General features: G+C 65.1%; 12 protein-coding genes. 7 read left to right on the top strand and 5 right to left on the bottom strand.

Annotated features, from left to right (window positions below; translation table 11 throughout):
• Nucleotides 1-49: 49 nt before the first annotated feature.
• The 7 genes from BIWAKO_RS12430 to BIWAKO_RS12400 all read left to right on the top strand — a co-directional run bounded on the left by BIWAKO_RS12430 (nucleotide 50) and on the right by BIWAKO_RS12400 (nucleotide 6,856).
• Entirely contained in the window at nucleotides 50-1,012 is a 963-nt protein-coding gene (locus BIWAKO_RS12430) for a tripartite tricarboxylate transporter substrate binding protein (protein WP_084651284.1), read from the top strand.
• 49 nt (nucleotides 1,013-1,061) lie between these two features.
• Nucleotides 1,062-1,562, top strand: a complete 501-nt coding sequence (locus BIWAKO_RS12425; protein ID WP_069878939.1) for a tripartite tricarboxylate transporter TctB family protein — start codon at nucleotides 1,062-1,064, stop codon at nucleotides 1,560-1,562.
• A 7-nt stretch (nucleotides 1,563-1,569) separates the two neighbouring features.
• Nucleotides 1,570-3,069 carry a tripartite tricarboxylate transporter permease gene (locus tag BIWAKO_RS12420; RefSeq protein WP_244523427.1) on the top strand — a complete coding sequence of 500 codons (1,500 nt, stop codon included), beginning with the start codon at nucleotides 1,570-1,572 and terminating at the stop codon, nucleotides 3,067-3,069.
• A complete protein-coding gene (locus tag BIWAKO_RS12415) occupies nucleotides 3,066-4,439 on the top strand; it encodes an MmgE/PrpD family protein (RefSeq protein WP_069878938.1) in 1,374 nt (457 codons plus the stop codon). Before BIWAKO_RS12420 ends, BIWAKO_RS12415 begins: the two co-directional genes overlap by 4 nt.
• A gap of 3 nt (nucleotides 4,440-4,442) precedes the next feature.
• Nucleotides 4,443-5,192 carry an SDR family NAD(P)-dependent oxidoreductase gene (locus BIWAKO_RS12410; protein ID WP_069878937.1) on the top strand — a complete coding sequence of 250 codons (750 nt, stop codon included), beginning with the start codon at nucleotides 4,443-4,445 and terminating at the stop codon, nucleotides 5,190-5,192.
• On the top strand, nucleotides 5,189-5,962 hold the full coding sequence (locus BIWAKO_RS12405; protein ID WP_069878936.1) for a sulfite exporter TauE/SafE family protein: 774 nt from the start codon (nucleotides 5,189-5,191) through the stop codon (nucleotides 5,960-5,962). The genes BIWAKO_RS12410 and BIWAKO_RS12405 overlap by 4 nt, the downstream gene beginning before the upstream one ends.
• Before the next feature lie 117 nt (nucleotides 5,963-6,079).
• Nucleotides 6,080-6,856 carry an enoyl-CoA hydratase/isomerase family protein gene (locus BIWAKO_RS12400; RefSeq protein ID WP_069878935.1) on the top strand — a complete coding sequence of 259 codons (777 nt, stop codon included), beginning with the start codon at nucleotides 6,080-6,082 and terminating at the stop codon, nucleotides 6,854-6,856.
• Between the two features lie 56 nt (nucleotides 6,857-6,912).
• Here BIWAKO_RS12400 and BIWAKO_RS12395 read toward each other — a convergent pair whose 3' ends face one another.
• The 5 genes from BIWAKO_RS12395 to cyoA are packed head-to-tail and all read right to left on the bottom strand — an operon-like array spanning nucleotide 6,913 to nucleotide 11,816.
• A complete protein-coding gene (locus BIWAKO_RS12395) occupies nucleotides 6,913-7,662 on the bottom strand; it encodes an SURF1 family protein (RefSeq protein WP_069878934.1) in 750 nt (249 codons plus the stop codon).
• A 10-nt stretch (nucleotides 7,663-7,672) separates the two neighbouring features.
• Nucleotides 7,673-8,050, bottom strand: coding sequence for a cytochrome o ubiquinol oxidase subunit IV (cyoD, locus tag BIWAKO_RS12390; RefSeq protein ID WP_069878933.1), 378 nt, complete (start codon nucleotides 8,048-8,050; stop codon nucleotides 7,673-7,675).
• Complete coding sequence (gene cyoC, locus BIWAKO_RS12385) at nucleotides 8,047-8,682, bottom strand: cytochrome o ubiquinol oxidase subunit III (RefSeq protein WP_069882410.1); 636 nt, start codon at nucleotides 8,680-8,682, stop codon at nucleotides 8,047-8,049. The genes cyoD and cyoC overlap by 4 nt, the downstream gene beginning before the upstream one ends.
• A 9-nt stretch (nucleotides 8,683-8,691) precedes the next feature.
• Nucleotides 8,692-10,692 carry a cytochrome o ubiquinol oxidase subunit I gene (gene cyoB / locus BIWAKO_RS12380; protein WP_069878932.1) on the bottom strand — a complete coding sequence of 667 codons (2,001 nt, stop codon included), beginning with the start codon at nucleotides 10,690-10,692 and terminating at the stop codon, nucleotides 8,692-8,694.
• Between the two features lie 41 nt (nucleotides 10,693-10,733).
• Entirely contained in the window at nucleotides 10,734-11,816 is a 1,083-nt protein-coding gene (gene cyoA, locus BIWAKO_RS12375) for a ubiquinol oxidase subunit II (RefSeq protein ID WP_141740054.1), read from the bottom strand.
• Nucleotides 11,817-11,897 lie beyond the last annotated feature (81 nt).

Below are 11,897 nucleotides of genomic sequence, written 5' to 3'. Positions count from 1 at the left end.
GCCTCTCCGAAGCAGGGAGGCCCATTCATCGATCTCAGGGAGAGAAACCATGCGACATCTGGCCATCGCCACAGCCGTCGCCGCCAGCCTGTCGGCCTGGTCGGCAGGCGGCGCTGCCGCGCAAACACCGATCGACTACCCGCACAAGGTGGTGACGCTCGTCACGCATTCGAGCCCGGGAGGCGGTAGCGACGTCTTCCTGCGCGAGATGGCCAAGTATCTGCCGAAATACATCAAGGCGACCTTCATCATCGAGAACGTGCAGGGTGGCAGCGGTGCCCGTGCAATCTCGCGTCTGGCGACGGCGCCGGCCGATGGCAGCGTGTTCTACGCAACGACGCCCACCTACATCTATACCTCGCTGCTCTCGAAGACACAGCACGGCTACAAGGACGTCGAACCGCTGGTGAACTTCTTCACCGACTCGGAGGTGATCTACACCCGCACCGACGGCCCCTATAAGACCCTCAAGGACGTGATCGACAAGGCGCAGGTCTCGCGGGGACGCTGGGGCGCGGCGAACCCGGCCTCACTGGAGCGTCAGGCGGCCGAGCAGCTGAAGAAGGCGGCAGGCGTAACCCCCGCCGTGGTCTCGCATGAGGGCGGCGGCGATCTGATGATCAATGTGCTCAACGGCACGCTCGATATCGGCATTGGCGAAATCCCGGAGCTGCGACCGCAACTCGAGGCCGGCAAGATCCGGCTGCTCGCGACTTTCGATGCCAAGCGCATGGAGGCTTTCCCCAACGTCCCGACGGTGACGGAATCCGGCTACGCCATCGCCCTGGACAAGTTCCGCGGCCTTGCCGGCCCCAAGGGCATGCCACCGGCGATCACCAAGATCTGGGACGAGGCCGTGCCGAAGATCCTGGCCGATCCCGAATACCAGAAGGTCTACAGGACCGAGAGCCTGGTCGCGAACTTCATCCCGCACGCCCGCTACCAGGGCTTCGTCCAGAACTTCGGCACCGTCACCGAAGCTTTCCTGAGGGAAAACGGCGTCCTGAAGTGACACCCCGCCCCAGCGACTCTGTGCGCAACCCGTCGGGAAAGACCTTGGCATGACCGAGCGAACAGCTCTGAAGGACCTCGCAGGCGGGCTCGTCGTCCTCGCCATCGCGATCCTGTACTACCTCGCCATCGGCGACATCGCGGAAAGCTCGCTCGCCGACGATGTCGGCGCGGGCGGCTTGCCGCGCATCCTGGCCTTCGTCCTGGCCGGGTTCGGCGTGGTCCTGGTGGCGCGTGCCATCATCGACGGCGCGCTCTCGCCAGCGGCCAGAGCTTCCACGAGCGCGCCGCCCCCGACCGAGGACGACGACCACGTCTCGCCGATGCCGCGTGCGCTCGGCTTCCTTGCCTTCGGCGTGGCCTATGTCGTGCTGGTGCCGATCATCGGCTACCTGCCGGCGATCGCGCTCCTGATCGGCTCCGTCGCGCTCTACGAGGGCGCGCCGCGCAACTGGAAGACGCTCGTCATCGCGATCGGCGGGGCGCTCGCCTTCTGGGGCATCTTCGTCAAGATCCTCGGCGTGCATCAGCCCTCCGGCTGGTTCTTCTAAGGAAGCCATGATGCACTCGCTCGGTATCGCATTCGATCTTCTGTTCGGCTCGCCGATCGTCTTCTATTCGATCATCGGCCTGATCTGGGGCATCGTCGGCGGCTCGCTGCCCGGCATCTCGGCCTCGATCACCATGGCTCTGCTGCTGCCCTTCACCTATGGCATGGCGCCAGTGCAGGCGATCGTGATGCTGGCCTGCACCTATATCGGCGCCGAATATGGCGGCTCGATTCCGGCCATCCTGATCCGAACGCCCGGCACCAACTCGGCCGCTGCGACCGTGATCGACGGCTACGAGATGAAAAAGCAGGGGCGCGCCGGTGAGGCGCTCGGCATCTCGCTCTGGTCGGGCGTCATCGGCAGCCTGTTCGGCCTCCTGATGCTGATCATGATGACCGAGCCGCTCTCCTGGGTCGCCCTGGCCTTCAAGCCGACATCCTATTTCGCGCTTGGCATTCTCGGCCTCAGCGTCATCGCCTCCATGACGAACGGCTCGCTGCTCAACGGTCTCGCAGCCGCGGTCGTCGGCCTGATGATCTCGACCATCGGTACTGACCCGATCTCGGGGGTGACCCGCTTCACCTTCGGCAGCCCGGAGCTGCTCGGCGGCGTCGAGCCTGTGCTGATCATGATCGGCGTCTTCGCGATCAGCGAACTGATGATGCAGTCCGGCTCGCGCGGGGTCGGCAATATCGGCGAACAGGTGCGGGTGCGCCTGCCCAGCCTGAGCATGATGAACAGGCTGAAGCGCTCGCAGTTCATCGGTTGCATTCTCGGCACTTTTGAGGGGCTGACGCCGGGAGGCGGCGGCTCGATCGCGGCCTTCCTCTCCTATAACGAGGCCAAACGCTGGTCGAAGGAGCCGGAGAAGTTCGGCAAGGGCTCGGAAGAGGGTGTCGCCGCGCCGGAGACCGCCAACAACACCGTGGCGAGCGCCGCTCTGATCCCGCTGCTCTCCTTCGGCATCCCGAGCTCGAACTCGACCGCGGTGCTGCTCGGCGGCCTGTTGATCCACGGGTTGCTGCCGGGGCCGCGCCTGTTCGAACAGAATGCTGACGTCGTGGTCGGGCTGTATCTCGGCTCGTTCATCGCCACCCTGGCGCAGATTGTCGTCGGCATCCTGCTGCTGCCGATCTGCGTCTGGCTGGTGAATCGGCCCCGCGCCTATCTCGCCGGCTTCATCCTGGCCCTGATCCTCTCGGGCATCTTCACACTCAACACGTCGATATCCGATCTTGGCATCGCGCTCGGCATGGGCCTCGTCGGCTACCTGATGCGCCGCGCCGGCTACCCGTTCCTGCCGCTGATCCTCGGCGTTGTGCTCGGGCACATGGTCGAGTCGAGCTATCGCCGCTCGCTGCTGCTCTCCGGCGGAGATCATTCGATCTTCCTCGAAGACCCGATCGCGATCGGGCTGCTGCTCGCATCCGCCGTCTTCGTCACCCTCTCGCTCGTCCGCGAATTCCGTGACGCGCGCAATGCCAAGCTCAAGGATGCGCACGCGTGAACCACCAGACTTCGATCGCCGGTGAGCCGGTCGCGCTGCGGCTCGCCAGCTTCGCCGCCCATGCGACGGTGAGCCCCAAGGCGCGGGAGACCGTCCGCCTGCTGCTGCTCGACGTCGCCGGGCTTTGCGTTGCGGCGCGTGGCACCGACTATGTCCGCGCCGCCCTGGCCTCGACCGCATTGTCAGGCAAGGCAACCGCGATCGGCCATGCAGCGGGCCTGGGCCCATATGACGCGGCGCTGGTCAACGGCACCGCGGCGCATGGCGAGGACTTCGACGATACATTCGAGGGCGGGCCGATCCATGCCGGCGCCGTGATCGTGCCCGCCGTGCTGGCGGCGGCGGAGCATCGCGGGCTGTCGGGCGAAGCGGTGCTGCGCGGTGTTGCAGTCGGTACCGAGCTGATGTGCCGGATGAGCCTGGTGACGCCGCAAGCAATTCACAAAGCCTGTTTTCACCCGACCGCGGTGATCGGCGCACCGGCCGCCGCCGCCGCTGTCGCGAGTGCGCTTGGCCTGTCGCCGAAGCTGATCGCACATGCCATCGGGATCGCCGGCAGTCTGGCCTCCGGCATCATCGAATATCTCGCCGACGGCAGCTGGACCAAACGGCTCCATGCCGGCGCGGCAGCGCAGGCCGGCATCCGCGCCGCCTTGCTGGCCGAGGCCGGCTTCCTGGGACCAGCAACCGTGATCGAGGGCCATCACGGTTTCTACCGCGCCTTCGCTCCGTCGAAGGCGCCGGATTTCGTGCCCCTGCTCGACGGGCTGGGCGAGAGCTGGGTGCTGGAGACGCTCGCCTTCAAGCCCTATGCCTGCGGGACGATGACCCAGCCCTTCGTCGACTGCGCCATCGCGCTGGCGCAGCAGGGTATCAGGGCCGAGGACATCGTCAGCCTGGAATGCGAGGTCGGCGAAGGCACCGTGCACCGGCTCTGGGAACCGCTGGCGCTGAAGCGGGCGCCGCCCAACGCCTATGCGGCAAAGTTCTCGACACCCTATTGCGTCGCCGTCGGCTTCATCGATGGCGGGGCCGGGCTTGGACAATTCACAGAGGAGCGTGTGGCGGAGGCGAGCGTGCGAGCGCTGGCCGCCAGAGTGTCCTATGTCGTCAATCCAGCAGACGAGTATCCGCGCAATTTCAGCGGCCATATCAGGGCTACCCTCAAGGACGGTTCGGTGCGCGAGATGCGTCAGCCGCACATGCGCGGCGGGGCGCATGAACCACTTTCTCCTGCTGATATCCTGCAGAAATTCCACGACAACACCGCTTTCGGCGGCTGGGCGCGCGCGCGCTCCGAGCAGGTCGCTGCCGCGCTCGGCAAGATCGTCATCGGCGGCACTGTCGATCTCACAGCAGCACGGAGCTGAGCGGTGACTGAACTCGACGGCAAGGTTGCCCTGATCACGGGAGCAGCCCGCAATATCGGCCGCGCCATCGCACTCGAACTCGCCGCTGGCGGAGCGGCGGTGATGGGCGTGGCGCTCTCGGACGAGACAGGGCTTGGCGAAATGGTCGCCGCGGTCGAGGCCGAAGGCGGTCGTGCCGCCTGGCAGCTGGCCGATGTCACCAACCCCGACTCGGTCCGCGCCGCCATCGAGGCCACGCTCGAGCGCTTCGGGCGGATCGATATCCTCGTCAACAATGCCGCCATCCGTGGCGAGGTGGCCTTCGGCGAAATGACCCTGGCGCAATGGCATCAGGTGCTCGGCGTCACGCTCGACGGCCCGTTCCTGTGTTCGCAGGCGGCGCTGGACGCGCTGACCGCGAGCAGTGCAGGCGCCATCATCAACATCGGCGGACTGACCGCCTATACCGGCGCGAAGCAGCGTGCCCATGTCGTCACCGCCAAGGCGGGACTTGACGGTCTCACCAAGGCGCTTGCGCAGGAGCTGGCCGAGCGCGGGATCACCGTCAACCTCGTCTCCCCCGGCCTGATCGATACGGTGCGCGGCGGCCACTCGGCAGCCCAGCCGGACCATCACAAGCACCGCACCACCTTGGTCGGACGCCGCGGGCGACCGCAGGAGGTCGCGGCGATGGTGCGCTATCTTGCCGGGCCGAACGGGCGCTATCTCACCGGCCAGACCATGCATGTGAATGGCGGGGCCTATCTGCCATGAGCCTCGTGGCCGACCCGGCCTTGCTCGGATCGGCTGTGCAGGTTGCGACGGCGCTCGCTGTCGGCACAGCCGCCCTGGTCGGATCGCTGCTGAGTGCGCTCACCGGCTCGGGCGGTGCGATCGTGCTGTCGCTGGTGCTGGCCCCGATCATCGGTGTCGCCTCCGTGGTGCAGACGATCAGCGTTGCGATGCTGCTCAGTCATGTTGCGCGCGTCGGCGCCTTCCGGACACTGATCGACTGGCCCGTCACGAGACGCATCCTGTCGGCGGCGATCCCCGGCTGCCTTGCCGGAGCGGTGCTCTATACAAGGCTCGACGAGGCGGCGATCGGGCTGGTGCTCGGGATCTTCCTGATCGCCGTCGTCGTGCTCAAGCGCCTGTTCGCCGGCCGGCGCTTCGAGATCGGGCCGACCGGCGTGCTCGTCGCGTCAGCCCTCTTCGGCTTTCTCTCGGGCACGACGATCGGCGGCGGACTGCTGATGATCCCGATCCTGCTTGGCGCCGGGCTTGCGGGGGCGACGCTGGTCGCGACCGATGCGATCGTCGGTCTTACCATGCATCTCACCAAGACACTGGTCTTCGGGCAGGCAGCGGTCCTGACCAGCGCGCAGGTCTGGCTCGGTGCGGTGATCGGGCTTTGCATGGCTCCGGGCGCCTGGATCGCAAGGGCGCTGCTCGCCCGCATCCCGCTCAAGGTCCACACCTTGCTGCTCGACGCCATCGTCGCGCTCGGCGGCGTCTCCTTCGTGGTCCAGGCCCTGCGGAACTGAGCTTGAAGCGATGTCCAACACAGATTCTGGCGCAAGCCGATCCGATGCTGCGCTTCGGCCGGCCGCCGGCGACAGCGGTTCCACTGATGCCGGCTTCAGAAAGGAGAGTATGAATCGATGAGTGACGAGATCTGCTACGAGGTCGACGGCGGGATCGGCTGGATTACGCTCAACCGGCCGCAGGCGCGCAATGCGCTGACATTTGCGATGTATGACCGTGTCGCCGAGATCTGCTCAGATCTCGAAGGCCATGGCTCACCCAAGGTTCTGGTTCTGACCGGTGCGGGAGAGAAAGCCTTCGCCGCCGGCACGGACATCTCGCAGTTCCGCGCCTTCGACAAGCCGGAGGACGCGCTGGCCTATGAGGCACGCATCGACGGTGCATTGCAGAAGATTGAAAGTTGCAAGGTTCCGACCCTCGCGGCGATCTCGGGAGCGGCAACAGGCGGGGGCGCCGGCATCGCTTGCGCCTGCGATCTCCGGATTGCGACGCGCAACGCCCGCTTCGGCTTCCCGGTGGCGCGCACGCTCGGCAATTGCCTGTCCATGAACAATTATGCGCGGCTGGCCACCCTGCTCGGCCCGGCGCGGGTCAAGGATATCGTCTTCACCGCGCGGCTGATGGACGCCGACGAGGGCCACCGCATCGGTCTCTACACTGAACTCGTCTCCGACCATGCGGCGCTGATGGAGCGGGCACAGGAATTGGCCACGACCATTGCTGGCCACGCACCGCTGACCTTGCGCGCGACCAAGGAAGCGATGCGACGGATCACCAGATCCGACCGCACAAGGGAAAGCGACCTCATCCTGATGTGCTATATGAGCGCCGATTTCCGAGAGGGTATCGAGGCCTTCCTCGCCAAGCGCGCGCCGGCCTGGCAAGGGCGATGAAGCTGGATGAGGTCGGATGATTGGTCAAGGCCGCGGGTTCGGTGAAGGGACTGCCTCTACGCCGACGGCGGTTCGTCGGCCTTGCCCCGGACCACATAGGCCGCCGCCCCCGCGCTCATCAATGCAAGGCAGAACCAGGTCAGCGCGTAGACAAGATGCGTGTTGCGGAAGCTGACCTGGGTCATCCCGCCCTGCGGCAACGGGCCAGGCTCGGAGGCAGCATCGGCTTCGACGAAATAGGGCGCAACCTCTTCGATACCCTGTGCCTGCGAGATCTGCACGACATCGCGGGAATACCAGCGCCCGGCGGCGGGATCATTCGCACGCAGGAAGCCTCCACCTGGCTCGCTCAGCCGCAGCAACCCGGTGAGGCTCGCCGCGTCGCCGGCAACCTTGCGCCGTTCGTCCGGCTCGCGTCGCCCCTCCGGCACGAAGCCGCGATTGACGAGAACGGTAAAGCCGGCATCCGCTCGAAATGCCGACAGCACCCAGAAGCCTGGGCCGCGCTCCGTCACCGCCATCGTCAGCGCTTCCGGCCCGGGGAGATAGCGCCCCTGCAATGCAACGCGGCGGTATTCGTCGGTGGCGGCGCTGATCCTGCCCCATTCCGCCGGCCCGGGCGCGGCCGCTGGCGCGGCGCGAATGCGTGCCTCGACACGAGCGATGAGGTCGAGCTTCCAGGCCCGCCGCTGCATCTGCCAGATGCCGAGCCCTGCGAAGACGAGCGCGAGCACGCAGGCTGCGGCGACAAAAGCGACATGCGCCGTGCCCGGTCGGCGCCCTTGCCCCGCGTCCGGGAACGTCACGACGCCAGCCTCACATCCTGTGCATGTCGCTCGGCATCATGTTGGCATTGAGGTGGTACATGACCCACAGCGAGCCCGAGAGCACGATCACCACGATGATGATGGTGAAGATCAGCGCCATCATCGACCAGCCGCCTTCGGAGCGGCCGTTCATGTGCAGAAAATAGACCATGTGGACGACGATCTGCACCGCCGCGAACCCCATGATCACGAGCGCGGTCAGCGTCGCGTGACCGAGCACGTCATTCATGACGAGCCAGAACGGGATCGCGGTCAGGATGACCGAAAGCACGAAGCCGGTGATGTATCCTCGCAGGCTGCCATGGGGAGCGCCATGGGCGTCCCCGTGCTCGCCATGCGGCTCGGCGTGGTCCTGGCTTCCGCTCATTTCAGCACGCCCATCAGGTAGACGAAGGTAAAGACGCCGATCCAGACGATGTCGAGGAAGTGCCAGAACATGCTCAGGCACATCAGCCGGCGGCAATTGGCCTCGATCAGTCCGTGTCTTGCGACCTGCCTCATCAGCACGACCAGCCAGATCAGGCCGAACGTGACATGCAGCCCGTGCGTACCGACCAGCGTGAAGAAGGAAGAGAGGAACGCGCTGCGCATCGGCGTCGCGCCCTCATGGATCAGATGTGCGAACTCGTAGAGCTCGATCGCGAGGAAGCCGAGGCCAAACAGGCCGGTCACGACGAGCCAGCCCTGCATCGCCGCCTGTCGGCCCTTTTCCATCGCCAGCATGGCAAAGCCATAGGTGATCGAAGAGAGCAGCAGCAGGCCGGTATTGACCGCCACCAGCCTGAGATCGAACAGGTCGGCACCGGACGGCCCCGCCGCATAGTTGCGCCCCAGCACCCCGAACGTCGCGAACAGCACCGCGAAGACGAGGCAATCGCTCATCAGGTAGATCCAGAAGCCGAGCATGGTCGAGCCGCCGGAGTGCTCGTGCTCCTCTTCCGTGACGTAGAACGTCGGGGCGCCGTTTGGGACCGGGACCTGAGCTGCCGCCTTCGCCATCATCGTTCCTCAGGCCCGTGCCAGCAGCTTGCTGCGCGAATCCTCCTCGCGCAGAACGGTCTCTGCCGGGATGTGGAAGTCGCGGTCGTAATTGAAGCTGTGCGTAATCACCGCCGCCAGGACGCTAACGAAGCCCAGCGCCGCCAGCCACCAGACGTGCCAGATCAACGCGAAACCGCAAAGCGTCGCCAGGCCCGCGATGATGATACCGGCCCCGGTATTCCTCGGCATATGGATCGGCCGGAAACCGGCGAGCGGGCGCTGATACCCGCGCTTCTTCATGTCAGCCCACGAGTCGTGGTCATGGATCACCGGGGTGAAGGCGAAATTGTAATCCGGCGGAGGCGAGGAGGTCGACCATTCCAGCGTGCGCCCGTCCCAGGGGTCGCCGGTCGTGTCGCGCAACTCCTCGCGACGGATGATGCTGACCGCGATCTGGATGAGGAAGCAAAGGATGCCGAACAGGATCAGCACCGCGCCGATTGCCGCGATCACGAACCAGATCTGTAGCGAGGGGTCCTCGAAGCGGTTCAATCGGCGGGTCACGCCCATCAGACCGAGCACATAGAGCGGCATGAAGGCGACGTAGAAGCCGACGACCCAGAACCAGAAGGAGAGCTTGCCCCAGAACGGATCGAGCTTGAAGCCGAAGGCCTTCGGAAACCAGTAGGCGATGCCGGCGAAGATGCCGAAGACGACGCCGCCGATGATGACGTTATGGAAATGCGCAACGAGGAACAGGCTGTTGTGCAGCACGAAATCGGCCGGCGGCACCGCGAGCATCACGCCGGTCATGCCACCGATGACAAAGGTCAGCATGAAGGCGATGAGCCACATCATCGGCAGCTCGAAGCGGATGCGGCCGCGATACATCGTGAACAGCCAGTTGAAGATCTTCGCGCCCGTCGGGATCGAGATGATCATCGTCGTGATGCCGAAGAAGGAATTCACGCTGGCGCCCGAGCCCATCGTGAAGAAATGATGCAGCCAGACGAGATAGGACAGGATGGTGATCACCACTGTCGCATAGACCATCGAGGCATAGCCGAAGAGCCGCTTGCCGCAGAAGGTCGAGGCCACCTCCGAGAAGATGCCGAAAGCCGGCAGGATCAGGATATAGACCTCGGGGTGCCCCCAGATCCAGATCAGGTTCACGTACATCATCGGATTGCCGCCGAGATCGTTCGTGAAGAAATTGGTGCCGACATAGCGATCAAGCGTCAGCAGCGCGAGTGTCGCCGCCAGGATCGGGAAGGTCGCGACGATCAGGACATTGGTGCACAGCGACGTCCAGGTGAAGACGGGCATCTTCATCATGTCCATGCCCGGCGCGCGCATCTTGATGATGGTCGCCACCAGGTTGACACCGGAGAGCGTTGTGCCCACGCCCGCGATCTGCAGCGCCCAGAGATAGTAGTCCACGCCCACCCCGGGCGAGTAGGCCGCGCCTGAGAGGGGCGGATAGGCAAGCCAGCCCGTCTTGGCGAATTCGCCGATGAAGAGCGAGGCCATCACCAGCACGGCGCCGCCCACCGTCATCCAGAAGCTGAAATTGTTGAGGAATGGGAAGGCGACATCCCGCGCACCGATCTGCAGCGGCACAACAAAGTTCATCAGTCCCGTGACGAAGGGCATCGCCACGAAGAAGATCATGATGACGCCATGGGCGGTGAAGATCTGGTCGTAATGGTGCGGCGGCAGGTATCCCTCGGCGCCGGCAAAAGCGATCGCCTGCTGGCCCCGCATCATCAGCGCGTCGGCGAAGCCGCGCAGCAGCATGATGACTCCCAGGATCATGTACATGATCCCGATCTTCTTGTGGTCGACGCTGGTGAACCACTCGTTCCAGAGATAGCCCCAGGCCTTCATCCGCGTGATCAGCACGAGGAGCGCGAGGCCGCCGAGCACCACGACACCAAAGGTCGCCACCAGGATCGGCTCGTGCAGCGGCAGCGCTTCGAAGGTGAAACGGCCAAACACCAGCTTCCACCATTCGGGATAGGAGGTCATGGATCCCTCGTCTCGCTAGCGGCGACCATCTCGGACGCGGTTCAGTTGGCAACGCGGGCGGTGACGCCCGCGGTACCGTAGACGTCGGCGGGCGTGCAGATCGCCGTGACGAAGGGGCGCGGCGGCATCGGCTGCCCGCCCCGGCGTACGCTCTTGTCGTATTCGAGCGCCATCACGGTCGAGATCCCCTCCCTGCCACCGCCGCCCTTGGCGTCCATCGCCATCATGTCGCGCGTGCACATCTTGGCGCGATCGACACACATGTTGAGGATGGCCTGGAACAGGTCCGGTGCGACATCGCGGAACTGCCGCGTCGGCTCGCGTTCGCTCGGGCGTTCCAGCACCAGATATTCCTCACGTCCGAGTGGCCCGCCCTTTTCGCGCGCGGCTCGCGTCCAGGCCTCGAAGCCCTCGCGGTCAACGCCGCGGAAACGGAAGCGCATGTCGGAGAAGCCGGCGCCGCTGTAATTGGCCGAGAATCCCTCGAAATCGCCGGGGTGATTGATCACGGCGTTGAGTTTCGTCTGCATGCCCGGCATGGCGTAGATCTGCCCCGCCAACGCCGGAATGAAGAGGGAATTCATGACGGTAGAGGACGTGATCCGGAACTCGATCGGCTGGTCGACCGGCGCCACGACCTCATTGAGCGAGGCGATGCCCTGCTCCGGGTAGAGGAACAGCCACTTCCAGTCGAGCGCCACCACCTGGATGACCAGCGGCCCTTGCGGCGGTGCGTTCTCGCTCATCCTCGTAGCGGCAGCCGGCTTCGCCGCGCTGATGCGCCCGAGCGGCCGGTAGGGGTCGAGCAGATGCGTGGCCATCCAGGTGATCGCGCCGATGACGATGATGATCAGCAACGGAACCGCCCAGATCACCACTTCGAGGGGCAGCGAATGATGCCAGTCGGGGTCGTAGGTCGCATTGGCCGAAGCGCGGTAGCGCCAGGCGAAGAACACGATCAGCGCCATCACCGGCACGATGATCAGGAGCATCAGCGCCGTGGAGGTCAGCAGCAGGTTTCGCTGCTGTACGGCAACATCGCCGGACGGTGCCAAGAGCACCATCTGGCAGCCGCCGAGCATGGCGAGAACAGGCAGAACCGTTAGAATTCGAAGGATCCGCAAGAGACTCGAGACCTCCCTGCCGCCGGAACAACCTTCTCTATGCTCATTCCTTCGCATCACCCATCAGACAATCTGTCCCAT

Source organism: Bosea sp. BIWAKO-01, assembly GCF_001748145.1.
Taxonomy (GTDB): domain Bacteria; phylum Pseudomonadota; class Alphaproteobacteria; order Rhizobiales; family Beijerinckiaceae; genus Allobosea.
This window is presented reverse-complemented; position numbering and strand designations above follow the sequence as displayed.